Raw genomic sequence first — 24,539 nt, 5'->3', positions numbered from 1 at the left:
GCGAAGAGAACGGGGCGGCAGAGACATCTGCCGCCCCGTTCTCTTCCTCGGTCCGGGACTCCCGCCGTACGCGGTGGCCGCGTCCCCTCGCGCAGGCGGCGCCCGTCAGTCCCCCTCCGGCTCCCCGTGGCTGCGTACGACCTCCTTCACCTTGGCCACCGCGAACCCCCAGCCCTGCTCGACGGTCGGCTTGGCCGGGACCGCGATCTCGTCCGGGTTGGTGAGGACGTCCAGCAGGACCGGGCCGGGGTTGTCGAAGGCGCGTCGCACGGCGTCCTCCACCTCTGCGGGGTCCGTCACCCGGATGCCGGTGATGCCCATGGACTCGGCCACGGCGGCGAAGTCGGGGTTGTCGAGGACCGTCCCGAACTCCGGCAGACCGGCCTGCTCCTGTTCGAGTTTCACCATGCCCAGTCGGCGGTTGTCGAAGACGACGAGCTTGACCGGCAGGCGGTAGGTCTTCAGGGTCATCAGGTCGCCGAGGAGCATGCTCAGTCCGCCGTCGCCGCAGAACGCCACGACCTGGCGTGCGCGGTCCAGGCACTGGGCGCCGAGCGCCTGGGGCATGGCGTTGGCCATCGAGCCCAGGTTGTAGGAGCCGATGAGGCGTCGTTCACCGCGCATCTCGACGAAGCGCGAGAGCCAGACCGTGGCCATGCCCGTGTCGGAGGTGAAGACGGCGTCGTCGGCGGCGACGCGGTCCACCACGGCGGCCAGCGCCTCGGGGCGGATGTCGTGGGCGCGGTTGTCCAGGGCGGAGCGCAGGCGGCCGACGAGGCCCTTGTCGTGCGCGGGGTCCGCGAGGCGGGCCTGGCCGGCGCGCCAGTGGTCGTAGCGTTCGCGCGCCTTGCGCAGGTGTGAGCGGTCGCGTGCGCCCGGGGCCAGGGGGGTGAGCTGGTCCAGGAGGTCGCGCACGGTGGCGCCGGTGTCCCCCACGAGCCCGATCTCGACCGGTACCCGGCGTCCGATGTGGGTGGCCTCGGTGTCGACCTGGATCACGGTCCGGCCCTCGGGATACCAGTCCCGGTAGGGGAAGTCGGTGCCGAGGAGGAGAAGGGTGTCCGCGTCGTCGAGCGCGGACGCGGCGGCGGGGTTTCCGATCAGCCCGGTCTGGCCGACCTGGAAGGGGTTGGAGTCGCCCTCGAAACCCGCCTTGGCCTTGAGGGTCAGCACCATCGGCGCGGCCAGCCGGTCGGCGAGGGCCAGGACGTCCTCGCGGGCGGCCCGGGCGCCCTCGCCGACGAGCAGGGTGACCCGCTCGGAGCGGTCGAGGAGTTCGGCGGCGGCGCGGACCGCCGGTTCCTCCGGCCGGCTCAGCGGGGTGCTCAGGGAGAACCGGGCCGGACGGTCCGCGGTCAGCTCCCGCTCGCCCAGGTCGCCCGGCACGGTGAGGACGGCGACCCCCTTGCGGCCCAGCGCGTGGCGCACGGCCGTCTCCAGCATCTGCGGCAACTGGTCGGGCGAGGTGACGGTCGCGCGGAAGACGGCCACGTCGCTGAAGAGGGCGTCGTTGTCGACCTCCTGGAAGTAGTCGCTGCCGAGCTCGGCGAGCGGCACCTGCCCCGCGATCGCGAGGACCGGGGCGTGGCTCTTGGCCGCGTCGTAGAGCCCGTTGAGGAGGTGGACGGAACCGGGCCCGACGGTGCCCATGCACACCCCGAGCCTTCCGCCGAGCTGGGACTGGGCGCTCGCGGCGAACGCGGCCGCCTCTTCGTGCCGGCAGCCCACCCATTCCAGGCCCTCGGTGGTGCGGATGGCGTCGGTCACGGGGTTGAGCGCGTCTCCCACGACGCCGAACACCTGACGCACGCCGAGCTCGCTCAGCGCGTCGACGATGACACGGGCAACGGTACGGGGCACGTGAGTTCCTCCAGGTCACACGGTGAAACGGTCGGGGTTCAGACGGTGAAACGGTCGGGGTCGGCGGACTTCCAGTCGGCCGCCCAGGAAGCCGGTGGTTCGGCGAGCAACTGCTCGGGCTCGAGCCACTCGTACAGCTCCTCGTAGGAGCGCTCGGTGGTCGGGTCGACGCGCCGGTGCAGCATGTGGGGGCGCAGTTCGGCGGGGTCCGTGACGCCCATCGAGGCCATGATCTGCAGGGCGCCGGCCACGGTCGCCTGCTGGTAGCGCCGTACGCGCTCCGTCTTGTCCGGGACGTCGAGGGCGCGGGCCCGGCGGGGGTCCTGGGTCGTCACGCCGGTGGGGCAGGTATTCGTGTGGCACCGCTGGGCCTGGATGCAGCCGAGGCCGAACATCATCGCCCGCGCGGCGTTGCCGTAGTCGGCGCCCTGCACCATGCGCTTGACCAGGTCGCTGCCCGTGGCGATCTTGCCGCTGGCGCCGATCCTGATCCGGTCGCGCAGGCCCGCGCCCACCAGGGCGTTGTGCACCGTGAGCAGTCCCTCGGTGAGCGGGGTGCCCACATGGTCGGCGAACTCCAGCGGCGCCGCGCCGGTCCCGCCCTCGGCGCCGTCCACCACGATGAAGTCGGGCGTCGTGCCCTCCTCCAGCATCGCCTTGCACACGGCCAGGAACTGCCGGCGCGAGCCGACGCAGAGCTTGAACCCGGCGGGCTTGCCACCGGACAACTCCCGCATCCGGGCGATGAACAGGACCAGTTCGCGTGGGGTGGAGAACACCCGGTGATACGGCGGGGAGACGACCGTGCGTCCTTCGGGCACGTCCCGGACCCGGGCGATCTCGGCGTTCACCTTGGCGCCGGGCAGCACACCGCCGATACCGGGCTTGGCACCCTGGGACAGCTTCAGCGACACGCACTTGACGTGATCGTGCGCGGCCTTGTCCGCGAACTCCGCCTCGTCGAAGTCGCCCTGCCCGGTGCGGCAGCCGAAGTACCCGGTGCCGATCTCCCACACGAGGTCACCGCCCGGCCGCAGATGGTACTCGGACAGGCCGCCCTCGCCGGTGTCCTGGGCGAACCCCCCTGCCGCGGCGCCCCCGTTGAGCGCGAGGACCGCGTTGGCGGACAGCGAGCCGAAGCTCATCGCCGAGATGTTCAGCAGCGCCATGTCGTAGGGACGAGCGCAGTCGGGGCCGCCGATCCGCACGCGCGGCGGGTTCTCCGGTACCGGACGCGGTGCCATGGAGGGGACCAGGAACTCGTGTCCGGGCTGGTACACGTCCCGCTCGGTGCCGTACGGCTCCTCCGCGTCGGTGCCCTTGGCGCGCTCGTAGACGATGCTGCGCACGTCCCGGTCGAAGGGGCGCCCGTCGAAGTTCCGCTCGATGAAGTACTGCTGCAGCTCGGGCCGCACGCGTTCCATGAGGAAGCGGGCGTGGCCGAGCACGGGATAGTTGCGCAGCACCGAGTGCCGGCGCTGCACCAGGTCCCACACCCCCAGCACGCCCACGAAGGCGAGGGGAAGGGCGGCGAACCACCAGTAGGGCGAGATCCCGAGCGCCGCCGCCACAGCTGCGAGGGCGGTCACCAGGGTCAGGACGACGACTCCGACGCGTATCACACCTGCCGCGTTGCCCGGATACCGATCAGTATGCGCCGGGCGGGCCGGTGCGCTGGACGCAAGCGGATATTTCCCACGAAGGCCGAGGTCACACATTTCGAAGGTCGACCCCTGGTCGCGTTTGAGGGCCCACCCAGTGGTGACCCAGGAGATGAACCACTGCTCGACAGGGACAGGGTGTGAGCGGTTATGGCTGCGGACCAGAAGGCCGAGGCCAAGGCGGAACAGGCCGCCCGGCCCCGGTCTCCGCGGGCCGACGCGCGACGTCGGTCTTGGCTTCGTGACATGTGAGCGTCGGCCACTCCCCGGTCCCGGTCGGCAGGGCCGCCCTGCCGACCGGCCCTTCTGCGCGCCCTCGCACTCAGCGCCCACGCTGCGCGGAGACGCCCTCCGGCTCCGACGTACACAGGTGTCCGCCCGACGGCTGGTCGACGGGCCGCATGCCACGCAGACCCGCCCCGCGGTGAACGATCGAAGGTGACCAGATCATGGACGACAAGGAAAAAGTAGCTCTCGCGGCTGCTGTGGTGGGCGGCTACGTGCTGGGCCGTACGAAGAAGGGCCGGATGGCCTTGTCCATCGCGACCTATCTGGCGGGGCGGCGATTCGGTCTCGAGCCTCGCCAGCTCGCCGCCGAGGGGATGCGCAGGCTGGGAGAGATCCCGCAGGTCGCCGAGTTGCAGGAGCAGATGCGCGGGGAGGTTCTGGAGGCAGGCCGCAAGGCGATGTCGGCCGCCGCCGACCGGAGCATGAGGACGCTCGCGGGCAACCTGAGCCAGCGCACGGCCCTGCTCCTGGAGAAGGCGGATGAGGGGGAGGAGGACGAAGAGGAGTACCCCCCCGAGGAGGACGAGGAGTACGAGGAGGACGAGGAAGAGGAGGAGCCGGAGGATGAGTACGAGGATGAGGAGGAAGAACCCGAGGACGAGCAAGAGGACGAGGAAGAAGAAGCGCGGGACGAACCGGAAGAAGAGCCCGAGCCAGAGCCTCGACGGCGCCGCGCGTCACCGTCGGCCCGGTCCCGCAAGGGATCCGCATCCCCCGCACGCAAGAAGGCAGCTCCCGCCGGTGGGGAGAAGTCTCGGGCCGCCAAGAAGACCGCTCCGGCCAAGAAGACCGCTCCGGCGAAGAAGGCCGCGGCAGGCAGGCCGGCGGCGAAGAAGTCGACGCCCGCCAAGAAGACCACGGCCCGCAAGACGGCTAAGAAGGCGCCGGCGAGAAAGCCCGCGGCGAAGAAGACGGCTCCGGCGAAGAAGACAGCCGCGAGGAAGACCGCCCCGGCCAAGAAGTCCGCCGCCTCGAAGACGACGTCGTCGAAGCGAGCGGCGTCCAAGCGCACCGGTCGCGGAAAGTAGGCAGCCATGGCCGAGCAGAGGACCGACCAGCTGACAGAGGGTACCTCGGGTGTGGACAAGCTCCGCGAAGAGCTGGCCAAGTTCGTGTCCGCGCAGGTGGAGAACCTCGCCGAGAAGGCCGGCGACAAACTCACTGACGTCGCCGACCAGTTGACCGATTCGGCCCAGAACGGTGGCTCGCTGCCGGCCATCGGGTCGCGGATCCTCCAGGGCGATTCACCGCTGAAGGCCTTCGTCTCGGAGAAGGCCAAGGGCGTCAAGGACAACGTCGTGGAGAAGGCCAAGAGCGCGTTCGGGGGCGGGAAGGGGAAGCGGAAGGCCAGCGGCGGCAAGGTCATGACCATCATCGAGGTGCTCGATGTCGGCGTGCCGCTGCGTGACACCTACGACTACTGGACGCAGTACGACAAGTTCAGCAGTTTCGCCAAGGGCGTTCGCGACGTGTCCAAGGACGACGAGGGCGGGAGCGACTGGAAGGTGAAGGTCGGCCCTTCGTCGCGCAGCTTCAAGGCGACGGTCCAGGAACAGATCCCTGACGACCGCATCGTGTGGACCTCCGAGGGAGCGAAGGGGTCCACGCGAGGTGCGGTCAGCTTCCACGAGCTGGGCCCCACCCTGACGCGCGTCGTCCTGGTGGTGGAGTACTACCCGTCGGGATTCTTCGAGAAGACCGGCAACATCTGGCGCGCACAGGGCCGCCGCATGCGCCTGGACTTCAAGAACTTCCAGCGCTACGTCACCCTCACCACCGAGGAGCCGGAGGGCTGGCGCGGCGAGATCCGCGACGGAGAGGTCGTGGTGTCCCACGACGATGCCGTCGAGCAGGAAGAGGCCGAGCAGGAGGAGCGGGAGGGCGAGGAGCCACAGGAAGGCGACGGCTCCGAGGGCGAGGACGACGAGACGGCGGAGGACGAGTACGAGGGCGGGGACGAATACGACGAGGAGCCCGAGGACGAGGAGGACGAGGACGAACAGGGGCCGGCAGACGAAGACGAACCAGAGGACGAAGCACCGGAGGAAGACGAAGAGGAAGAGGAGGAGGAACCGCCCCGCAAGAAGGGAAGCAGCCGACGGCGCCGCGCGTGACATCGACCGCGGCGGGGCTCGCACCCCGTTCCCGGCCCGCAGACCACATCCCGAACGTCCCTCCGCCCTTCGGAGGCAGTAAGTGACCATCCACACGCTGTTCACTCCCGCGGCGTCCCCTCCCCTGCTGGCGCCGCCCGGGGTGTACCGCCCCCAGCACGACACACGCCTCCTGGCCCGGGCGCTGCAGCGCGAGGACATGAAGCCCGGCACCCGGGTGCTGGAACTGGGGACGGGCAGCGGCGCCTTGGCGCTGGCGGCGGCGAGTCGGGGGGCGCGGGTGACGGCCGTGGACATCTCCCGACGCGCCGTGTTGACCGCACGTCTCAACGCGATGATCGCGCGGACGCATGTCACGGTGCGGCGTGGGGATCTCACGGCTGCGGTCGCGGGTGAGTCGTACGACCTGGTGATCAGCAATCCTCCCTACGTCCCCTCCCCTGATGCCCGCCCGCCCCGCAGAGGCGCTGCCCGGGCCTGGGACGCGGGGCACGACGGCCGGATGCTGGTGGACCGGATCTGCGACGCCGTGCCCGGAGTGCTGCGGCCGGCCGGTGTCCTGCTCGTGGTCCACTCCGGGCTCTGCGGGGTCGATGCCACGCTGGACCGGCTCACCGGCGCCGGCCTGGCCGCGGTGGTCGTGGACCGGGCCACCGTCCCGTTCGGGCCGGTGCTCCGCTCCCGTCTGCCGTGGCTGCGCCGGACCGGCCTGCTGCGCGACGAGGCCGAGGAGGAGCTGGTGGTCATCCGTGCCGAACACGCCTGAACGACCTCGCCGCGTCCGCGTGGAGCGCGACGGCCCGGTCCTCGTGGAGGGGCCGGTCGAGGTGATCGGCGACGACGGCAGCGTCAGCGTCTCCGACCGGTTCATGGTGGCCGTCTGCACCTGTCGGCGCAGCCGCACCTATCCGTGGTGCGACACCAGCCATCGACGCCGGGCTCAGCCGGGCGGCGGTCCTGCCTCAAGAACCGGCCGGACGTCCGAGGTCCGTCGATCCGAGCCCGGCGGGGCCTGCGGTGAGGTGTCCGGGCCGAAGGGAACCGAGTGATGCCCACGCGACGGGAAGCCCGACTCTGCAGCCCGCCGCTGCCGGCTCCGCGCGGCGCCCTGTCCACCGGCGTCGTCACCGCCCTCGCACACGGGCGTCCGGTGCCGGGACCGGACGAGGCCGACGGCGCCGATCCCTTCGGTGACGACCTGCAGCTCGCGCTGTACGTGCTGTACGAACTGCACTACCAGGGGTTCGACGGCGTGGCCGAAGACCGGGAGTGGGACCCCGCCCTGCTCGCCCTGCGCCAGGCACTCGAACAGAACTTCCTCGACGCCCTGCGCGCCGACGTCCCCGGGCCGGTACCGGTGCAGCAGGCGCTCGACGATCTGCAGCTCGAACCCGTCGGCCGGGACGCATCAAGCGTCTCGCAGTATCTGCAATACGAAGGCGAACCAGCCCAGTTGGCCGAGTACGCGGCGCTGCGTTCGCTCTACCACCTCAAGGAGGCCGACCCGCACGCCTGGGTGATTCCCCGGCTGCACGGTCGCGCCAAGGCAGCGATGGTGGCCGTCGAGTACGACGAGTTCGGTGCAGGGCGCCCGGACGAGATCCATGCCGGGCTCTTCGCGGCCCTCATGGCGGACCTCGGTCTGGAGACGGCGTACGGCCACTACCTCGACGCCGGCCCCGCCGAGGCGCTCGCCACCGTGAACCTGATGTCCCTGTTCGGGCTCCACCGGGCGCTGCGAGGCGCACTCGTCGGACACTTCGCCGCCGTGGAGGTGACGTCCTCGCCGGGTTCGCGCCGACTGGCGAAGGCATTGCGCCGCATCGGCGCCGGGCCGGCCGCCGTCCGGTTCTACGACGAGCACGTCGAGGCGGACGCCGTCCACGAACAGGTCGTACGACATGACGTGGTGGGCGGCCTGCTGGAGAGCGAGCCCGCCCTGGAGCCGGACGTCGTCTTCGGCGTGCAGGCCACGGCACTCGTCGAAGACCGGCTCGGCGCGGTGCTCCTCGACGCGTGGCGGAACGGACGCAGCGCTCTTCGCGCCCCACCCTCCCCCAGTGGAACCCGGGGGCTCCGGCCTTGACCTCGGCCGCCTGCCGCCCGGGTCAGGCGGCTTTCTCCGTCGGTGCGAGGCCTTTCGTGTCGCAGCGGCCGCGTCCTCCGTCGGGTACTCCGCATGGCCCAATCGACGGCTCTCTCAGGCATTTTCAGGGCAGGCGATCACCATGGACAGCAATCGCGAGATGGATGCGGCGCACCAGGTGCCCGAGGGTGTCGACGAGGCGACGGTGAACGCCCTCGGCGCGCTGTCGAAGGCGCTGGAGACCACGGAACGGGCCCGCGGCCACCTCTACGGTTTCCATCAGCTGACCGGCACGGCGGACTTCCAGCTCGGCGAGGCGGTACGGCTGCTGCGCGAGGCGGGCCACGAAGAGCAGGCCGCCCGGGTCGAGCGCGACCTGGTGGGGCGCAACGTCATCCCGGGCCACTGGACTTTTCAGATCGTCGAGGCCTACAACTCGACCTACTACCGGCCCTTCGCGCACATCGAGGGCGACATCGTCGACCAACTGGCCGCCGGACGCGATCACCTCCTGGAGGCTCGCCTCAAGTCGGCCCGCCGCACGCGCGGACACCCCGACCACACGGCGACGCCTCCGCCGCCCGGGCGGTGAGCCGAGCCCGGACGGCCCCGGACGGCCACGGAGCGACAGCCGTTACCAGTAGTGCTGTCGTCCGCCGACCCCACGCCCGATCGCTCCCATGATCCACAGCAGGGCGCCGATCGCCACCAGAATGATCCCGATGGTCCAAAGGATTCCGATGCCCGCGACAAGACCGATGACGAGCAGAATGACTCCGAGGATGATCATGATTCCTCCGTCGGACGGGAAGTCATCCGCCGACGTCCTCGTCCAAGGCCACGAGTCCCCGCCCGCACCTGAGGCAAACGCAACGTCGGCAGCGCGCCTGGCGCTTTGGCGGCGTTTCACGGCCGCCAACGCCCCCACTGGCGCCCACCGCGGCACAGCCATCACGTGACGGGACGCCGACGTACGGCGTGAATTTCGCTCGTGGTGTTCCTGCTCGCCCGCTCCGCCGACGCCCCGGATCTGCACACGGTCCCGAGACGCTCGCGGTGTCCGGCGCGAAGGAGGCGGGCGGTGCTCGCAGCCGCTTGTTCTTGTCGTCCCGCCAGTTGCCGGGAGCCGTCCGCATGGGCTCGAGGCGGGCGGCCCACGCGTCACAGCCGGTGTCAGGAACCGGGCTGAGGGCCCCCAGATCCCCACGGCTGGTCGCCGCGGCCTCGTCCGCGCGGCCCCATGGTCTCGACGAGCACCAGCGCGCCCAGACCCTCACCGTCTCGGCCATGCAGCGCTTCTTCGGCATCCCCGAATCCCTGGTGCCGTGTGCCGTGATCGTCGACCTGGAGCAGCGCCACGCCTAGGCCGTCGCCCTCAGGGAAGACACCGGCACCGGCGTGTACACGCTGACGAGGGAGATCATCACGCGGATCGAGCACATCGTGCCGCGCATCGACGAGGCCGAGGCGGAACGGGTTGCGGCCCTGCGCGCACGCCACTTGTCCCGCGACCGCGCGGGTCGGCTGCGCGCACCGGCCGAGGCCGCGCGGGCGCACTGGGCCGCGCGCAAGCGCCGCCTGGTCGACGACCTGCGGAGTGCGCGCGGTCGTCTGGCGTCGCAGGAGGCCGACCTGTGCTCCTCCATGGTCCGGCGCCTCGAACGCGACGAGCCGCTCCGCCAGGACGAGTGGACCGCCGCGCGGGCGCTGCTACGAGCCCTGGCCGCGGTCGAGCCGCGCGCGGGCGGCTGGCGCGAAGGCTCGGCCGGACGCCGGCCGGCCTGGACCACGGCCGGCCCGACCACGACGAGCCGTCGCCCCACGCCTTCGACCGCACCTACGAGCGGGCATGACGGCCGGCCCGGCCGACGGCCGCGCGCCCGTCCACGCACACGAGGGCCGCCGCAGGCCGGCACCGAGGACCTCCTCCGGCTGCTGGAGCCCACGGTCCGTCACGGCCCGCAGGAGTCGAACCGCGCGAAGGTCGACTCGATCGCGGCGCTGCGACGCGTGAACCGCGGCCGCGCCCGAGCCCTGTTGGCCGCCCCGCTGCTCGTGGTGGTCGCCCTGATCCTGATGACGGCGAGCGCGGCCCTCTTCATACGGTCCGCGACCGCCTGAGGGCCGTCCGCCAAAGGTCCGGCCGACGGCTGTCGGACGCTCTTCCTGTCACACTCGGCGCACGTGTCGGACTGAGGTCGGAAGGTGTCGGGGTGGCTGTGAGTGCTGAGAACTCTGCGCTGCTGGGCGTCGTCGTGGGTGCCGTGGCATCGTATGTGACCACGGCCCTGTCGGAGCGGGCGCGGTGGCGCAGAGAGCTTGATGTCCGCTGGGACGAAAGGCGATTGACCGCCTACGGGGACTATGTGAGAGCCGTCAAGGACATCATCGCCATGGCGAACGGCTTGGCCGCCCACCGTGGGCTGACCTTCGACCACGCCCCCTTGGAACCCACCCGGGACAACCTCGACAGACTGCACGAGGCCGAGGTACGGCGCCACGCGGAGATCGAGACGGTGCGGCTCCTGACCGACACGGACACGATCAGTGCGGCACGGCAGTTGAACCATTGTGTGTGGCACCTGCTCGCGATGAGCCGCGGTGACGAGCCCGGCGATCCCGCGCAGTGGAGCGAAGCCTTCACGGCATACCGACTCGCGCGGGACGAGTTCCACCGCTGTGCGCGCGCCACCCTCGGGATACCGGGCACGGCCATCGCGCGGGACCAGACGTGGCCGCCCCGCTGGACGCACCGGCGTGACAGCGCCGGCCCCTCGAACGCCTGAAGCGACAGCATGGGCGCCGCCTGAGGGTCCCCGCGCTCGGCTCGCGCCGCCGGCGTCCACCGGCCGGCCCCGCACGCACGGGGCCGGCCGGGCAGGGCGCGGGCCGGACGGGCTACTTGAGGTACGGGCCGTCCGTGCCGATCTTGCCCGGGGCGGCGTTCTTGCCGCCGAGGTCGAGGACGTAGACGCGCAGGTTGCCCTTGCCGGGGGCGGCGACGGTGAGGGTGCCGTCGGTGACCTGGCGGACGTCGCCCGTGACGGCGTCCTTGTAGGTGCCGTTGGGGATGCCGCTGTAGGTGGCGCCGTCGGTGACGGCGACGAGGGCGAAGCTGTCCACGCCGGCGGCGGTGTCGGTGTAGCGGCGCTTGAAGTCCATGCCGCCGCCCGAGACGCCGTCGGTGGAGTACTGGCCCATCTGCAGGGCCGGGATGGCGCGGCGGATCTGGTTGAGCCGCTGGAGGTGCTTGACCAGGGGCTGGGCCAGGGTGGTGGCGACCTCGCCGGTGGCGCTGTCGGCCTTGGAGAAGTCGCTTGTGGTGACGGTGCCTTCGAGGTGGTCGCCGTAGTAGGCGCGGCCGGTGGTGGCCAGCGGGCAGCTGGGGCCGCAGTCGATGGTCTTGCCGGCCTGGAACTGGATCTCGGAGCCGTAGTAGAGGGTGGGGATGCCGCGGAAGGTCCACATCAGGGCCATGTTCTCGGCCCAGGCGTCCTGGCCGCCGGTGTAGCGGACGCTGGACTTGTTGGGTCCGTAGTCGTGGCTGTCGACGTAGACGACGTTGTAGGTGGCGTCGTTGGTGGAGTCGTCGGAGTCCTTGCCGTTGTTGAAGGCGTTGTGCGCGTCGCCGAAGTTCATGTGCATGCGCATGTCGATGATGTTCATGCCGGAGAACTGCGAGTGGTCGGGGGTGTGGTAACTGTTGCCGCTGAGGAAGGCGTTGGTGGAGGTGGGCTGGTTGCCCGTGCCGAGGTTCTCCTCGTAGGTGTACTGGTCGAGGGCGGCCTGGACGTCGTCGTCGGTGTACGTCTTGCGCTCCTTCCAGGTGTAGAACTGGGCGGAGTGGTTGACCGAGCCGCGGTTCCACTTGTCGTTGACGAAGGCGCCGACCTCGCCGAAGACGAAGAAGTCCTGGGCCTTGTCCGGTCCCCAGTCCTGGGCGACGCGTTCCTGGATGGCGGGCAGGAAGCGACGGTTCCAGGTGACGCGGGGGATGTGGACGGCGGTGTCGATGCGGAAGCCGTCGACGCCCATGTCGATGTACTTGTCGTAGGCGCCGATGAGGTAGTTCTGCACCGTGGGGTTCTCGGTGTTGAAGTCGGCGAGGTCGTCGGCCAGCCAGCACGAACGGGAGTCCTCGCCCTCCCAGTTGCCGATCCAGCACTGGTGGTAGTACTTCGAGGGGAACATGCCGCTGGTGGGGCTCGGCCACTGGCAGTTGTAGAGGGTGTAGCCCTCGGGTGACTTGGACCCGGTGGGCTTGCCCCAGTTCAGGCAGGTGTTGCCGGTCGGTTCGGTGGTGGACCACAGGTCGCCGTTGTAGTACGACTTACCGGAGGTGGGCTCGACGGTCAGGCCGTCGTACTCGAAGCCGGGCTGCTTCTCGTCGTAGTACCAGGACCACTGGGAGTCGCGCACGCCGTAGACGGTGGGCACGAACAGGCCCTTGGCGCCCCAGCGCGAGCTGTGGTTGTAGACGACGTCCTGGTAGATCTTCATGCCCTTGGCGTGGGCGGCGTTGATGAGGTCCTGGTAGGAGGCGCCCGCGGACTCCAGTCGGGGGTCGACCTTGTAGAAGTCCCAGCCGTGGTAGCCGTGGTAGTCGTAGTCGGAGCGGTTGAGGACCACGGGGGTGATCCAGACGGCGGAGAAGCCGAGGGCCTTGATGTAGTCCAGCTTCTGCACCAGTCCCTTGAAGTCGCCGCGGAACATGGGGTCGTGGTTGGCGGCGTTCCCGGACGCCACGTCCTGGTTGCCGCCGCGGTTGTTGCTGCTGTCGCCGTCGTAGAAGCGGGCGGTCAGGACGAAGTAGATCGGGTCCTTGCGCGGGTCTCCGCCGAGCATTGTGCCCTGCGCGGCCGCCGGCGGCGCCTCGCCCGTCGTCGCGCTCGCGGTGTCCGAGGCGGCCGAGATGTTCCCCGCCGCGTCGAGTGCCCGGACGGTGTAGGTGTACGTGGTGTCCGCCTCCAGGCCCGATTCGCTGAGCACGGTGGAGCCGACGCTGGTGACCTGGCTGCCCTTGGTGCCGCCCGTGCGGGTCACCTGGTAGCCGGTGACGGCCGTGTCGTCGGTGGCGGGGTCCCAGGTCAGCACGATCGACGTGTCGGTGGCCGTCGCCTTGACGGCGGTGGGGGCGGTCGGCGCCGTGGTGTCCGGCTCGTAGGAGGCGCAGGGGTCGGTGGCGTTCTTGGTGACCGTCGTGTCCTTCACGGTGCTGACGCCGGTGGTCAGCGCGTAGTTGGCGCCGTTGTTGTTGTCCCACGTGCCGTTGCCGTTGTTGAAGGTCGCCGCGAGGCCGGCCGCGCCGGCCAGGTCGACGGTCTTCTTGAACCATCCCGGGCACGCCTGTTCCATGGCGATGCCGGGCACGGTCGTCCAGGCGCCGCCGGTGGGGGCGTAGTGCAGGTTGACGGTGCTCCAGCCCACGTTCTGGGTCGAGTAGAAGACGGTCGCGCTGGTCGTGCTCGAGGAGGAGGTGGGTGACGGCGAGGGGTCGGTGCTGCCGTTGTCGTCGCCGCACGGGTCGCTGTGGGCTATGACGCCGTCCTTGACGGTGATGGTGCCGGTGCCCAGGGCGTAGTTCTGGCCGCCGTTGTTGTCCCAGGTGCCGCTGCCGTTGTTGAACGTGGCCTGCCAGGTGGTGGCGGTGCCGAGGCTGACGGTCTTCTTCACCCAGTCCGTGCAGCCGGTCTCCATCGCGGTTCCGGGCACCTGCGTCCAGGCGGCTCCGTCGGGGGCGTAATGCAGGTAGTACTGCGACCAGTTGCGGGTCTTGGTGTAGTAGAACACCGTCGCGGTGTTGCCGGTCTCGTCGGCGGTCGGCGTCGCTGCCAGCGCGGTGCCGGCCCCGTGCAGGGCCGGCAGAAGGCTGATCAGGAGGGCCGCCGCGGCGGCCAGCGGTACCCAGGGGCGTCTGAGCCGCCAGGCCGTGGTGCGTCTCATCGAGGAATCTCCAAGGGGTGCGCCGCGGCGGGCGGCCGCGGTGTCCGGCATACGGGACCCGTGGGGGTGTCCCGCGTGGATCTCCGCCGTGGCCCCCTGACGCGCCGCAGGACCGTGGCGAGCAGCGGGTTCCCGATCTGAAATGCGTCTCGGAAACTTGCTGCAACTCGTTGCGCACCGGGAAGATACTCGGTCGTCACATGGCCGTAAAGAGTTCCGGCAGGCCGCGGCCCACCTATTCGAAGAGACAACAGCCTTTGTCCCAGGGGGCGTTGCCGGAGTAACGGTCAGGGCCTACCGGTCCGCGCCGGGGAGGGCGGGCGGCGACGGCCACGGCCGCATACGGCTCGGGCCGCGCCGCCCGCCCGTCTCAGGTCACGGGTGGCCGACCGGGTCCTGATCGTCCGCCGCGTCCTTCTGGTCCGCCGCGTCCTTCTGGTCCCCGACCGGCTCGCCCGCCGGAGCGTGGGCCACGGGAGCCGGCCTGCGCAGGCCGCCGGACAGGCGGAGGGCCACGGGTTCGGTGTAGCGGGCGGTGAGCGGGCCGAGGACCACCAGGATCAGGACGTAGGCCGTGGCGAGCGGGCCCAGGGAGGGCTCGATCCCGGAGGTGACGGCGAGCCCGGCGATCACGATGGAGAACTCTCCGCGCGCGACCAGTGTGCCGCCCGCCCGCCAACGCCCCTTGACGGATATGCCGGCCCGCTGCGCGGCCCAGTACCCGGTGGCGACCTTCGTCAGCGCCGTGACGCCCGCGAGGGCCAGCGCGGGCAGCAGCACCGGCGGAATGCTCGACGGATCGGTGTGGAGGCCGAAGAACACGAAGAACACCGCGGCGAACAGGTCTCGCAGCGGGGCGAGCAGGTTGTGCGCGCCCTCCGCGACCTCCCCGGACAGGGCGATGCCGACGAGGAAGGCCCCCACGGCCGCCGACACCTGCAACTCCTGCGCGAGCCCGGCGACCAGGAGGGTCAGGCCGAGAACCACCAGCAGCAGCTTCTCCGGGTCGTCGCTGGAGACGAAGCGCGAGACATGCCGGCCGAACCGCACCGCCAGCAGCAGGACCAGCCCGGCCACACCGAGGGCGATCGCGAGGGTGACGCCACCGGCGGCCAGGCCCGTACCGGCCAGCAGGGCGGTGACGATGGGCAGATAGACGGCCATGGACAGGTCTTCCAGGACCAGGATGCTCAGGATCACCGGCGTCTCGCGGTTGCCCAGACGCCCCAGATCACCGATGACCTTGGCGATGACCCCGGAGGACGAAACCCAGGTCACCCCGGCCAGGACCACCGCCGCCACCGGGCCCCAGCCCAGCAGCAGTGCCATCACGGCTCCGGGCAGGGCGTTGAGCGCGGCGTCCATCAGCCCGGCCGGGTACTGCGTCTTGAGGTTGGAGACCAGGTCGCTGGCCGTGTACTCCAGTCCCAGCATGAGCAGCAGCAGGATCACGCCGATCTCGGCGCCGATCGCGACGAACTCCTCGCTGGTGTCCAGCGGGAGCAGCCCGCCCTGCCCGAAGGCCAGCCCCGCCAGCAGATAGAGCGGGATGGGCGAGAACTGGAAGCGTCCGGCGAACCGGCCCAGCAGCCCCAGCCCGAGGATGATCGCCCCGAACTCGATCAGAAAGGTGGTCGAGTGCATCGAGGCTCACTCCCGCCCGAGGATCACGGCGGCGGCGTCCGCACCCTCGCGCGTGCCGATGACGATCAGCGTGTCCCCGCCCGCCAGGCGGAAGTCCGGCCCTGGTGAGGGGATCGCCTCCGCTCTGCGCAGCACCGCGACGATCGACACACCGGTCTCCGTGCGCATCCGCGTCTCCCCCAGCAGCCGTCCGTTCCAGTACGAGGTGGCGGACAGCTCGATCCGCTCCGCGACCAGCCCCAGCTCGGTCGTCGAGAGCAGACTCGGGCTGCGGTGCTCCGGCATCAGGGCGTCGACGAGTGCGTCCGCCTCTCCCGGGGCCAGCCTGACCGACAGCGCGCACGCGTCCGGGTCGTCCTGGCGGTACGCGTTCAGGGTCCGCGAGCCGTCCCGGTGCGCGACCACCGACACGCGACGTCGGTCCCTCGTGGTCAGGTCGTACCGGACTCCGATGCCCGGCAGCGGCGTACTGCCCATGCGTGCAGCCCCCATGGCTGCCCTCCCGTCCCAACAGGTCAGTTGACCATTTCTTTAATGATTGACGGGTGTCACTTTAACCGAGCGGCTGTAGCGGTCCGTGGCGGCCCCTCAGCTCGTCCGTCAGCCGGTACGCGCACCGCCGAGACGCCGCGCGCCCCCGTCCCTGCGAGAGCGCGGGCGCCGCCCCGTACCCTGGCGGCATGCGGATGCGACCCACGCTGAGCTGGACTCCCACAGGCGATGAGCCGGCGGCAGGCTCCGACCCCGGGCCCGTCGCCGATGCCCTGCGGGCGGGCGGGGTGCTGGTGCTCAGCGGGGCGGGTCTCTCCACCGAGTCGGGCATCCCCGACTACCGCGGCGAGCACGGCAGTCTCAGCCGGCACACCCCGATGACCTACCAGGACTTCGTCGGGGACGAGCGCGCCCGGCGCCGCTACTGGGCGCGCAGCCACCTCGGGTGGCGCACCTTCGGCCGGGCCCGCCCCAACGCGGGGCACCGGGCCGTGGCCGCGTTCGGCCGTCACGGACTGCTGGCGGGTCTGATCACCCAGAACGTCGACGGCCTGCACCAGGCCGCGGGCAGCCAGGGCGTGGTGGAGCTCCACGGCGGACTCGACCGGGTCGTCTGCCTGTCCTGCGGCACCCTCAGCGCGCGTCGCGCCCTGGCCGCGCGCCTCGAGGAGGCCAACCCCGGATTCGACCCGGTGGCCGCCACGGTGAATCCCGACGGCGACGCCGACCTGACCGACGAACAGGCCGGTGGCTTCCGGGTACTGCCCTGCACCGCCTGCGGCGGCATCCTCAAGCCCGACGTCGTGTTCTTCGGCGAGAACGTCCCACCCGACCGCGCCGAACACTGCCGCGACCTGATGTCCGCGGCCGACGCGCTCCTGGTCCTCGGATCCTCACTGACGGTGATGTCCGGGCTCCGTTTCGTCCGCCAGGCCGCCACGGCCGGGAAACCGGTCTGGATCGTCAACCTCGGTCCCACCCGCGGCGACCAGTACGCCCGCACGCGCGTCGCGCTGCCCCTGGGAACGGCCCTCACCACCATCGCCGAGCAGCTGGACATCACGGACCACATCTGACCCTCCGGCGGCCGCTGCGAAGCCAGCTGACGCAGCAACTCGCAGCCGATACCCGCCACCGCATCCGCGCCGCCCCGACCGTGCCCGACACCGGCCGCACCCACCACGGGTGTTCGCCGCTCGGGGTGGGTCGATCGGCAAGCTCGATGCCAACAGTGCTTCGTCAGGTTCGTGGTCTGGATCCGCATCAGGCGAGGGGCGACCGCAGGTGGTGCGGGATGCGGCCCTCGACGTGGCCGTTCCGGTTGACGAGACCGTAAGGAGACCGGCCCGTTGCCCCGAACCCGGTGTCGACCAGCGACCATGCGGACATGGAACATCCGACGGGGGAACGTGGTCGGACGGGGGCACTGGCGCGCGGATGTGTGACCGCCGTGCTGGCCGCGGTCGGCGTGGTGTGCGCGCTGGTGCTCTGCGTGCTGTGGCAACTTCACCGCGCCGTGGACCGCACGCCGCCCGATGTCGGCGCCTTCGCCCACTCCGCCACCACTCGGACCGCCGGCGCGGCCGCGGCACGGACGAGCTCCGCGCGCCTGACGAAACTGACGTCGGCGCTGCCCTGGGCCGTTCCGCTCGGCACATCGGTGGCGGACTCGTGCCAGACGGAGGACCGAAACCCGTTCCTCGGGTCGGCGAGCTGGGCACCGATCAACTGCGCCCGCAGCACCGTTCTTTACCTCGCCTTCGACGGGGACATTCGCACGCGCCTCCACCAACTCGACGCGGTGCTGGCACAGCAGCGATGGGTGGGCTCGGGCTCGTCCCCGAACACGCTCACCGGGATGGCGACCTGGTTGAGCCAGGCCGGTGGTGACCCGTCCCCGGCCGCGTCAGAGCGGGGAAGCACCGAACCCCCGGGTTCCCGGCCGATCTGCCTGTCCACGACGTACGGCCCGGCCGCGCAGAAGCACGCCGTTGCCCACGGAGGGCTCGGCGTCGGGCTGCACGTGGCGGTGGCGGAGCCTCCCTGCACGCCCGACGCCCGGACCGGCGACATCCAGACGGCCGGCGGACCGGAGAAGTACGCCGTGCCGGGGACCGTCTACCTCACGTGGCATCCCCTGTCGACGAAGACGGTGAGCCGGTGCGCCTACACCGCGCACCGCTATGTGGCCGCCTTCTCCCTCGTCGACGGCTACGCCGTCCAGTCCACCGCGACGACCTCCTCGGCCTCACCTCTCACCGGATAGGACCACCGCCAGGGCCTGAACGGCGGCGAACCTCCGGAGCACCTGCCGCCGGTCCGTTCCGGTTCGCCTTGACCACGCCGCCGCGGGCCGGGCAGGCGGGCGGCTGTCCTTCACCGCCGTACAGCCATGGGACCGCCCGCCGTTACGACTTCCTGGTCAGGATGCACCAGTTCATGTCGTCCGGGTCCCCCACGGTCAGCCCCACCAGCAGCCGCCCCTTGTCCGAGTAGAGGTCGAATGTGATGTACGTGTCCCCTGCGGCCACTTCGAGTTGCTGGTCACCCCTGAACTCGCCGATCTCCCAGGTGCCTGCCCCGCCGACCTTCTGCGTGACCTTGCCGTCGAGTTCCATCTCGGTAGGGATGCCGGTGGCGGACGCCGATCCGTCCCGCTTCAAGGTCACTTCGGTGCCGCAATCCGGGTCGCGCCAGGTGCCGACGAGCTGAGACTCGTGGACGTTCTTCGCAGCCGGATAGCCGCCCCAGCCCCCGCACGCGGAGACCGACATCATCACCGGGGCCGCAATAAGTGCCCACTTCCATGCCCGGCTGTCCATCGGCCGCCCCACCCTTCGTACTGGTGGCCTGATCCTAGGCCTCCGACCAGCCGGAACATCATGCGGTCCCGCGCGCGACGAGGCGGCCGGCGGAGTCTCAACGGCTCAAGCCCGGCGCAGGCACCCGGACGGCACCTGGCCTCCGGGCACCACCCGCCACAGGCTCCCGCCGCCGCACTCGCGGTACTGCGACGCGTCACGGCCGACGGCGACGACGCACGACCGCACCCGCTCGCCTCGGCGCAGGTACCGCACGATCGGCGAACGCGTCGTCGCGACCGGTCCCTCGTTCCACGCCGGCATACGCACCGCCACCTTCTGAACGGCCCGCCAAGCCGACGTGCATGGTGCGGACGCGGCAGCAGTCTGCGGAGCAGTGGACAGAGCGGTCGCGAGGACGGCGGTGACGGTGGCCGCCGTCGTGAGCAGACGTCGAGTCAGATGCATATGCGATCAACCCCGTCCCCCACCCACCAGGTCACGGCCCCCCTCCCGAGATCACCCACCAGGGGCAGTCGCGTAGCGGCCGGACCACCGCCCGAGGCAACACCAGGAGCGCAGCCGTTCGGAGGCCCCTCGGCCTGACGGCAGCCGATTCCGGACATCCCACCATCCGGGCGGAATCACCGGGTCCCGGTCTCCCGTCAGTAAGGTCGGGACATGACCAGTGCAACTCCTGCCCAGCAGAAGCTCGTCGACCACGCGGTGCTCGCCGCCGATCCGTACGCCGTGTACGTACAGTTCCGCGAGGCCGGACCCGTCCACAAGATCACCGGCACGGACGGGTTACCCGCCTGGCTGGTGACCGGCTACGACGACGTACGCCAGGCCTTGGCCGATCCCCGGCTGTCCCTGGACAAGCGCAACGCGGCACCCGGCGGCTACCGGGGCATGGCCCTGCCGCCGGCGCTGGACGCGCACCTGCTCAACATGGACCCCCCGGACCACACCCGCATCAGGCGCCTGGTGTCCCGCGCCTTTACGCCCCGCCAGATCGAGCAGTTGCGCGAGCCGACCCAGCGCATCGCCGACCGGCTGCTGGACGCCGTCGCCCAGCAGGAACACGCCGACCTCATCGCCGCGTACGCGGCGCCCCTGCCGATCACGGTGATCTGCGACCTGCTCGGAGTGGCCCCGGCCGACCGGCCCGACTTTCGGGCATGGACCGACGCGCTCGTCGCCCCCGACCCCACGCAGCCCACCCTGGCCAAGGAAGCGGCCGGGAGCCTGCTGGCGTACTTCACCCGGCTCATCACAGCCAAACGAATCGCCCCCGCTGACGACCTGCTCTCCGCGCTGATCGCCACACGGGACCAGGAGGACCGGCTGAACGAGGACGAGTTGACGTCCCTGGCCTTCCTCATCCTGTTCGCCGGATACGAGAACACCGTGCACCTGATCGGCAACTCGATCCTGACCCTGCTGCGCCACCCCGACCAACTGGCCGAACTCCGCGCCCGTCCCGACCGGCTGAGCACGTCAGTGGAGGAACTGGCCCGCTACGACGGCCCGTTCCCCCTGGCCGTCAGGAGGTTTCCGACCGAGGACGTCACCATCGGCGGCGTGACCGTCCCCGCCGGCGAGACCGTCCTGCTGTCCCTCGCGGCCGCTCACCGGGACCCCCGCCGGTTCCCCGACCCGGACCGCTTCGACATCGACCGCGACGCCACCGGCCACCTCGCCCTCGGCCACGGAATCCATTACTGCCTGGGGGCTCCGCTGGCTCGCATGGAGACCGAGATCGCTCTGGCCACGCTCTTCGACCGCTTTCCCGACCTGGCCCTCGCCGTGCCGCCGAGCGAGTTGCGATGGCGGCCCTCGATGCGGTCCCGCGGACTGCTCGCCCTTCCGGTCCGGACCGCCGATACCGGCCGCCGTACCGTCAGTACTTGATCAGACAGGGTGTACTGATGAGGTCGCAGGTGCTCGGGCAGCACCAGCAGAGGGATCGGCTAGGCAACAGCGCGGATCATCACCGTCAGGAGCGGTGAGGCGGGTGACGGCTGACTCTGGCCGATGTCGCCGTAACCCCACGACCTGTACAGATCGTGGACCTTCCCGTCACCGGCGGCCGAGTTGACCATGAGGGTGACATTGGGCTCGTCGCGTAGAGCGAGCAGAGCGTCGTGGATACGGCGCGCGGTACCGGTCTTCCGCCAGGCCGGGCTGACGCCGATCTCCTTGAGAGCCAGGGCCGGCCGCTCGGTGTACCTCCGCGCCGGCGTCGGGCTGATGCGCTGCCAGTACCGGTCGCCGTGCTCGATGGTGTTGCCGTAGGCGTAGCCGACCGGCCGGCCTTCCGCGTAGGCGAGGACGGCAATGAAGCCCCGTTCGCAGCCGTGGCGGTCCAGCCTCTCTCCGAATGCGGTGACCGCGTAGTTCGGCAGGTGGAGCAAGGGCGCCCGTACCTCGGCGTACACGTCGAGGAGGTCACCGCGAACGGCGTCGAGGGCTGAGAACGTACGCAGTTCGATGGCGGGGGCCGTGGTCATGTGGTGATCCTCCAGCCGACGGTGTGCTCTGTCCAGGTCTGGCTCGCTGTGCTGCCGGGTGCCGTGGCCCGCAGTGCGGCGCCGAATTCCTGGAGCATGCGCGAGACGCGGGCGTGGCGGGTGGCGGCTTCGGCGGTGACTCGTCTCGCTGTGGCGGTGGCGGCGTGGATGTCGCCTTGGGCAAGCTGGGCGTGGGTCAGCCGGGTCGTGGTGATGGCCCGGGAGCGGGCCATGTTAGGCCTCAGGGCGGACAGACAGCGGTGGGCGTGGTACTCGGCGGTCGGATGGTCACCGAGGGCGAGGTAGGCGGAGAGCGCCAAGTGGTCCAGCTCGGCCTGGTCGTAGAAGGCGAGCAGCCAGACGGGACGGTAGTCGTCCCGATCGGCGCGCAGCATGGCGTCCTGTGCCTGGTCGAATGCGCGGCGGGTGGCGGTGCGGTCCTGCGCCGCGCCGTGGATGGCGCCTTGTCGGGCAAGCCCGAGGGACGCGAAGAGGGGGTCTCTGCGGGTGAGATTGAGGCTGCGGGCGACATCGTTGGCGGCGAATGCGTCGGCCGGGCGGCCCATGTGGCGGTAGAGGGTGCCCGCGTGGCTCCAGATCCGGAATTTGATCGTCTGGTCGCCGGACATCTCGGCGAGGGTCTGTGCCTCTCTCATGTGCATTTTGGCGATGTCGTAGCGGCGGCCGTCGATTGCGGCCCACATCGCCGAGGAGCGGAAAGCGGCCGCCGAGGCGTAGAGGTTGCTGCGCACGCGCTGGCTGGCACTACCGGCGTTCTGCAGGTTGAGTGCCTCCTCGGCAAGGGCGGCGGCCCGCTGCTCGATACCCGGTTGTCCGCCGTGCCGGTGATCGCTGGCGATGATCTCGGCGAAGCGATGGTTGAGCCGGTTGACGTCGCTCATCCCGATGCGGCGTGATGAAGCGGTGCCGGGTGCTGCCGCTGCTGCGGCAGCCGCAGCGATGCCGCCGACCAGGGCGCGACGCTTCATGTCGGACTCCTCCTGCTGGAGTGTTGCGGACGGTGCGGAGGGCCGACTGTGCGGTACGAACCCCAGAGCGACAGCAGGCAGGCCACTGACGTTCTCAAGTGCTGTGCGGGTAGCCGACTTGGGCCACGTGACCCGGCCGGCCTTCCAGTCGCGCACGGAAGAGCCGTCGAGGCCGCCCGGCCGTCCTGTCAGCTCCTCCAACGCCCTGTTCACCGCTTCGGCAAGGCTGTTGGAGCTGTAGCCGTGCTCGGCCATCCACGCTTCAAGGACCGTGTTGCGCGTGGTGTCCATGCACGCACCGTAGCTCCGGTAGCGGCCGGCTTGCCAGGTAAAAGGCAGGCCAAATCACCCTAGGTCGCCGCATTCGCTGGATGCCCGATCGCCCTAACCACACCACGGAGTCCGGGAGTTGTCTGGGTACCGGCCGCCTTTGACGGCGGCTGTTGACGGCCTTGGCCGCCCGGGTCCTCTCCTTGCCTGAGCGGCCGGGCACCGAGACGACCCGAGGGCCCCATTCCATGACGAGCCTGCGATTACCGGCCAAGGCGTGCGCCGCCAGCCATCCCGCATACAGCCAGATCCTCCCCTGCGAGCCGTCCGCGGCCCAGCGCGGCCGCGAGCTTGTCCGAGAGGTCCTCAGCGTCTGGGGCCTCAGCAGGCTCGCAGACCCTGCAACCCTCATCACCACGGAGCTGATCGCGAACGCCTCCGGCCACACGCGGTGCTCCGAAGTGCGCCTTGTCCTCGACAGACCCAGTCCGAGTCTGCTGCGTATCGCAGTCGTGGACGGGGAGCCCTCTTCTCTGCCGATGCTCAGCCAGGCGAGCGTCAGCGACGAGTCAGGGCGGGGACTCCTCCTCATCAACGCCGTGACCGACCGCTGGGGCTACGACCTGACCGGCCCCAGCACGGACCCCTGGGGCAAAGAAGTCTGGGCCGAACTTCGAACCGAGGACGCCAGATGACGACCCCAACATGGACTCACCCGCGCACAGCAGCGCCTTGGGCCCCGCCACTGATTCCGGACGAACTCAGGTCGGTGCTCGCCAAGCTCTGCCGCTGTCAGCCCTTCGACGGCAGTGCCGTCCGCGGCGACGTGAAAACTGCCCTGGGCACCCGCCCGCCCTCCCAGAAGCAGGCGGACGAACTCCAGGTGCGACTGCCCGGCCACCTCCGGCGTCTGGTGTGCATCACCGTCGCCAACGCCGCCGACCCAGCCGAAACCACGGCACAGCTCCTCCTCCGGGCCCGCGCCGTGTCCACGCAGGACATGTCGGACAACCACGGTCCGGCCGTTGATCACCTGCGGCGGACTGCCCGGGTCGTCGACGAGCTCCTCACACGGCTGGTGGAGCTGCGCTGCCTGCGAGAGGCGGTCTGACGCCGATGCGATCCACGACGATAGAGACGAACAAGAACGTGAACCAGCAGCAGCAACCAACGCTGGTGCCCTTCATCGTCCAGCGCCGCGGTGAGGAAGCAGCGCCGGCCGATCTCGTCATCCACCGTGCCGCGCCCGGCCGTTACCGGCTGCACTACCTCGACGAGGACCCCCGCGACCGCGACCTGCACGGCGTGCTGTGGGGGCGCTGCTCCTTCAACCCTGTGGACGAGCACGGGCGGCCGACCGGGGTGCCGGAGTGGAAGATGATGCATCCGTTCCGGCAGCGGATCACCATGCAGTCCCTGCGCTGCCAGGTCTGCACAGCACCCGCCCGCACTCCCCTCGGGTTCGTCTTCCTCTCCGGGCCGCGGGATCTCGACGCACAGGCGGAGACGGTGCTGACCAACCAGCCGCCCGTCTGCACCCGCCACATCCAGACGGCGGCCCGGCTGTGTCCTCATCTGGCAGTCCGGCCGCGGGTGTTCCTCGCGCGCAGTGCGCCGCTGTACGGAGTCATCGGCGTCATTTACGGCTACGACCCCGAGCGTGGCGTGCATGTCGTCGCCGAGCCGGAGATGCCGCTGCCCTACGGGCACCCCAACCTGCCCACCTGTCTGGGCTCCCAACTCGTGCGTCGCCTCTCCTCGTTCACCGTCCTGACCGTGGACGAGCTCATACGCGAACTCGACACGGCCGGCACCCCATAGAGCCCCGTCCGGTGGCCCGGGCGCACACACACGGACCCGAGGCCACCAGACGGTCCC

25 protein-coding genes are annotated in these 24,539 nt (G+C 70.5%); 15 read left to right on the top strand and 10 right to left on the bottom strand.

Annotated elements, in window-relative coordinates; translation table 11 throughout:
- Positions 1-105: 105 nt before the first annotated feature.
- Both WN71_RS08020 and WN71_RS08015 read right to left on the bottom strand, forming a co-directional pair.
- Positions 106-1,860, bottom strand: coding sequence for a thiamine pyrophosphate-dependent enzyme (locus tag WN71_RS08020; RefSeq protein WP_046584319.1), 1,755 nt, complete (start codon positions 1,858-1,860; stop codon positions 106-108).
- A gap of 38 nt (positions 1,861-1,898) precedes the next feature.
- A complete protein-coding gene (locus WN71_RS08015) occupies positions 1,899-3,482 on the bottom strand; it encodes an FMN-binding glutamate synthase family protein (RefSeq protein ID WP_046584320.1) in 1,584 nt (527 codons plus the stop codon).
- Between the two features lie 488 nt (positions 3,483-3,970).
- Between WN71_RS08015 and WN71_RS41785 the strand changes: the two genes are divergently transcribed.
- The 6 genes from WN71_RS41785 to WN71_RS07985 all read left to right on the top strand — a co-directional run bounded on the left by WN71_RS41785 (position 3,971) and on the right by WN71_RS07985 (position 8,601).
- Entirely contained in the window at positions 3,971-4,837 is an 867-nt protein-coding gene (locus WN71_RS41785) for a hypothetical protein (RefSeq protein WP_046584321.1), read from the top strand.
- Between the two features lie 6 nt (positions 4,838-4,843).
- The gene (locus WN71_RS08005) at positions 4,844-5,923 is read left to right on the top strand and encodes an SRPBCC family protein (RefSeq protein ID WP_046584322.1); all 1,080 of its coding nucleotides are present in this window, start codon (positions 4,844-4,846) and stop codon (positions 5,921-5,923) included.
- 82 nt (positions 5,924-6,005) lie between these two features.
- Entirely contained in the window at positions 6,006-6,689 is a 684-nt protein-coding gene (locus tag WN71_RS08000; protein WP_046584323.1) for a HemK2/MTQ2 family protein methyltransferase, read from the top strand.
- On the top strand, positions 6,673-6,972 hold the full coding sequence (locus tag WN71_RS07995) for a CDGSH iron-sulfur domain-containing protein (RefSeq protein WP_079177724.1): 300 nt from the start codon (positions 6,673-6,675) through the stop codon (positions 6,970-6,972). Before WN71_RS08000 ends, WN71_RS07995 begins: the two co-directional genes overlap by 17 nt.
- Complete coding sequence (locus WN71_RS07990) at positions 6,972-8,009, top strand: iron-containing redox enzyme family protein (protein WP_046584324.1); 1,038 nt, start codon at positions 6,972-6,974, stop codon at positions 8,007-8,009. Before WN71_RS07995 ends, WN71_RS07990 begins: the two co-directional genes overlap by 1 nt.
- Positions 8,010-8,151: 142 nt before the next feature.
- Positions 8,152-8,601, top strand: a complete 450-nt coding sequence (locus tag WN71_RS07985; protein WP_046584325.1) for a hypothetical protein — start codon at positions 8,152-8,154, stop codon at positions 8,599-8,601.
- Positions 8,602-8,643: 42 nt separating this feature from the next.
- Here WN71_RS07985 and WN71_RS41780 read toward each other — a convergent pair whose 3' ends face one another.
- The gene (locus WN71_RS41780) at positions 8,644-8,799 is read right to left on the bottom strand and encodes a DUF6131 family protein (protein ID WP_167382901.1); all 156 of its coding nucleotides are present in this window, start codon (positions 8,797-8,799) and stop codon (positions 8,644-8,646) included.
- 344 nt (positions 8,800-9,143) lie between these two features.
- Between WN71_RS41780 and WN71_RS07980 the strand changes: the two genes are divergently transcribed.
- The 3 genes from WN71_RS07980 to WN71_RS07970 all read left to right on the top strand — a co-directional run bounded on the left by WN71_RS07980 (position 9,144) and on the right by WN71_RS07970 (position 10,795).
- Positions 9,144-9,374: a hypothetical protein gene (locus WN71_RS07980; protein ID WP_143074810.1), complete on the top strand. Its 231-nt coding sequence runs from the start codon at positions 9,144-9,146 to the stop codon at positions 9,372-9,374.
- Positions 9,375-9,407: 33 nt separating this feature from the next.
- The gene (locus tag WN71_RS07975) at positions 9,408-10,130 is read left to right on the top strand and encodes a hypothetical protein (protein WP_046584327.1); all 723 of its coding nucleotides are present in this window, start codon (positions 9,408-9,410) and stop codon (positions 10,128-10,130) included.
- Positions 10,131-10,375: 245 nt separating this feature from the next.
- Complete coding sequence (locus tag WN71_RS07970; RefSeq protein ID WP_143074809.1) at positions 10,376-10,795, top strand: hypothetical protein; 420 nt, start codon at positions 10,376-10,378, stop codon at positions 10,793-10,795.
- A gap of 112 nt (positions 10,796-10,907) precedes the next feature.
- Here the strand turns inward: WN71_RS07970 and WN71_RS07965 are convergent, their stop codons facing one another.
- From WN71_RS07965 to WN71_RS07955, 3 genes are all read right to left on the bottom strand, one after another.
- Complete coding sequence (locus WN71_RS07965; protein ID WP_046584329.1) at positions 10,908-13,952, bottom strand: carbohydrate binding domain-containing protein; 3,045 nt, start codon at positions 13,950-13,952, stop codon at positions 10,908-10,910.
- 375 nt (positions 13,953-14,327) lie between these two features.
- Positions 14,328-15,596 carry a cation:proton antiporter gene (locus tag WN71_RS07960; protein ID WP_046584330.1) on the bottom strand — a complete coding sequence of 423 codons (1,269 nt, stop codon included), beginning with the start codon at positions 15,594-15,596 and terminating at the stop codon, positions 14,328-14,330.
- A gap of 6 nt (positions 15,597-15,602) precedes the next feature.
- Positions 15,603-16,088, bottom strand: coding sequence for a cation:proton antiporter regulatory subunit (locus WN71_RS07955; RefSeq protein ID WP_046584331.1), 486 nt, complete (start codon positions 16,086-16,088; stop codon positions 15,603-15,605).
- A gap of 188 nt (positions 16,089-16,276) precedes the next feature.
- Here WN71_RS07955 and WN71_RS07950 point away from each other — a divergent pair, with 188 nt between their 5' ends.
- A complete protein-coding gene (locus WN71_RS07950) occupies positions 16,277-17,164 on the top strand; it encodes an NAD-dependent protein deacetylase (protein WP_046584332.1) in 888 nt (295 codons plus the stop codon).
- Between the two features lie 365 nt (positions 17,165-17,529).
- Entirely contained in the window at positions 17,530-18,354 is an 825-nt protein-coding gene (locus WN71_RS07945; protein ID WP_046584333.1) for a hypothetical protein, read from the top strand.
- Between the two features lie 142 nt (positions 18,355-18,496).
- Here WN71_RS07945 and WN71_RS07940 read toward each other — a convergent pair whose 3' ends face one another.
- Both WN71_RS07940 and WN71_RS42585 read right to left on the bottom strand, forming a co-directional pair.
- Positions 18,497-18,910, bottom strand: a complete 414-nt coding sequence (locus WN71_RS07940) for a hypothetical protein (RefSeq protein ID WP_046584334.1) — start codon at positions 18,908-18,910, stop codon at positions 18,497-18,499.
- A 105-nt stretch (positions 18,911-19,015) separates the two neighbouring features.
- Positions 19,016-19,213 carry a hypothetical protein gene (locus tag WN71_RS42585; protein ID WP_240529590.1) on the bottom strand — a complete coding sequence of 66 codons (198 nt, stop codon included), beginning with the start codon at positions 19,211-19,213 and terminating at the stop codon, positions 19,016-19,018.
- Positions 19,214-19,570: 357 nt separating this feature from the next.
- Here WN71_RS42585 and WN71_RS07930 point away from each other — a divergent pair, with 357 nt between their 5' ends.
- On the top strand, positions 19,571-20,803 hold the full coding sequence (locus WN71_RS07930) for a cytochrome P450 family protein (protein WP_046584336.1): 1,233 nt from the start codon (positions 19,571-19,573) through the stop codon (positions 20,801-20,803).
- A 59-nt stretch (positions 20,804-20,862) separates the two neighbouring features.
- On the opposite strand, the gene WN71_RS07925 is transcribed toward WN71_RS07930, so the two are convergent.
- Together WN71_RS07925 and WN71_RS07920 are read right to left on the bottom strand one after the other, a co-directional pair.
- Positions 20,863-21,402, bottom strand: a complete 540-nt coding sequence (locus WN71_RS07925) for a GNAT family N-acetyltransferase (protein ID WP_206300041.1) — start codon at positions 21,400-21,402, stop codon at positions 20,863-20,865.
- Entirely contained in the window at positions 21,399-22,682 is a 1,284-nt protein-coding gene (locus WN71_RS07920; RefSeq protein WP_046584338.1) for an NsdA family TPR-like regulatory protein, read from the bottom strand. Before WN71_RS07920 ends, WN71_RS07925 begins: the two co-directional genes overlap by 4 nt.
- Positions 22,683-22,909: 227 nt before the next feature.
- On the opposite strand from WN71_RS07920, the gene WN71_RS07915 reads away from it, so the two are divergent.
- The 3 genes from WN71_RS07915 (at position 22,910) to WN71_RS07905 (ending at position 24,482) form a co-directional block, all read left to right on the top strand.
- Positions 22,910-23,356: an ATP-binding protein gene (locus tag WN71_RS07915; RefSeq protein ID WP_046584413.1), complete on the top strand. Its 447-nt coding sequence runs from the start codon at positions 22,910-22,912 to the stop codon at positions 23,354-23,356.
- Positions 23,357-23,487: 131 nt separating this feature from the next.
- On the top strand, positions 23,488-23,772 hold the full coding sequence (locus WN71_RS07910) for a DUF6415 family natural product biosynthesis protein (protein ID WP_206300040.1): 285 nt from the start codon (positions 23,488-23,490) through the stop codon (positions 23,770-23,772).
- A gap of 5 nt (positions 23,773-23,777) precedes the next feature.
- A complete protein-coding gene (locus tag WN71_RS07905) occupies positions 23,778-24,482 on the top strand; it encodes a hypothetical protein (protein WP_046584340.1) in 705 nt (234 codons plus the stop codon).
- Positions 24,483-24,539: the final 57 nt, after the last annotated feature.

Source organism: Streptomyces mangrovisoli (assembly GCF_000974985.2).
GTDB lineage: Bacteria > Actinomycetota > Actinomycetes > Streptomycetales > Streptomycetaceae > Streptomyces > Streptomyces mangrovisoli.
This window is presented reverse-complemented; position numbering and strand designations above follow the sequence as displayed.

Bases quoted from the DNA above. Each gene is read 5' to 3' on its own strand.
- WN71_RS41785 (WP_046584321.1), top strand. From the start codon at position 3,971: ATGGACGACAAGGAAAAAGTAGCTCTCGCGGCTGCTGTGGTGGGCGGC.
- WN71_RS08005 (WP_046584322.1), top strand. From the start codon at position 4,844: ATGGCCGAGCAGAGGACCGACCAGCTGACAGAGGGTACCTCGGGTGTG.
- WN71_RS07990 (WP_046584324.1), top strand. From the start codon at position 6,972: ATGCCCACGCGACGGGAAGCCCGACTCTGCAGCCCGCCGCTGCCGGCT.
- WN71_RS07985 (WP_046584325.1), top strand. From the start codon at position 8,152: ATGGACAGCAATCGCGAGATGGATGCGGCGCACCAGGTGCCCGAGGGT.
- WN71_RS41780 (WP_167382901.1), bottom strand. From the start codon at position 8,799: ATGATCATCCTCGGAGTCATTCTGCTCGTCATCGGTCTTGTCGCGGGC.
- WN71_RS07980 (WP_143074810.1), top strand. From the start codon at position 9,144: ATGGGCTCGAGGCGGGCGGCCCACGCGTCACAGCCGGTGTCAGGAACC.
- WN71_RS07965 (WP_046584329.1), bottom strand. From the start codon at position 13,952: ATGAGACGCACCACGGCCTGGCGGCTCAGACGCCCCTGGGTACCGCTG.
- WN71_RS07960 (WP_046584330.1), bottom strand. From the start codon at position 15,596: ATGCACTCGACCACCTTTCTGATCGAGTTCGGGGCGATCATCCTCGGG.
- WN71_RS07955 (WP_046584331.1), bottom strand. From the start codon at position 16,088: ATGGGGGCTGCACGCATGGGCAGTACGCCGCTGCCGGGCATCGGAGTC.
- WN71_RS07950 (WP_046584332.1), top strand. From the start codon at position 16,277: ATGCGGATGCGACCCACGCTGAGCTGGACTCCCACAGGCGATGAGCCG.
- WN71_RS07940 (WP_046584334.1), bottom strand. From the start codon at position 18,910: ATGGACAGCCGGGCATGGAAGTGGGCACTTATTGCGGCCCCGGTGATG.
- WN71_RS42585 (WP_240529590.1), bottom strand. From the start codon at position 19,213: ATGCCGGCGTGGAACGAGGGACCGGTCGCGACGACGCGTTCGCCGATC.
- WN71_RS07930 (WP_046584336.1), top strand. From the start codon at position 19,571: ATGACCAGTGCAACTCCTGCCCAGCAGAAGCTCGTCGACCACGCGGTG.
- WN71_RS07925 (WP_206300041.1), bottom strand. From the start codon at position 21,402: ATGACCACGGCCCCCGCCATCGAACTGCGTACGTTCTCAGCCCTCGAC.
- WN71_RS07920 (WP_046584338.1), bottom strand. From the start codon at position 22,682: ATGGACACCACGCGCAACACGGTCCTTGAAGCGTGGATGGCCGAGCAC.
- WN71_RS07915 (WP_046584413.1), top strand. From the start codon at position 22,910: ATGACGAGCCTGCGATTACCGGCCAAGGCGTGCGCCGCCAGCCATCCC.
- WN71_RS07905 (WP_046584340.1), top strand. From the start codon at position 23,778: ATGCGATCCACGACGATAGAGACGAACAAGAACGTGAACCAGCAGCAG.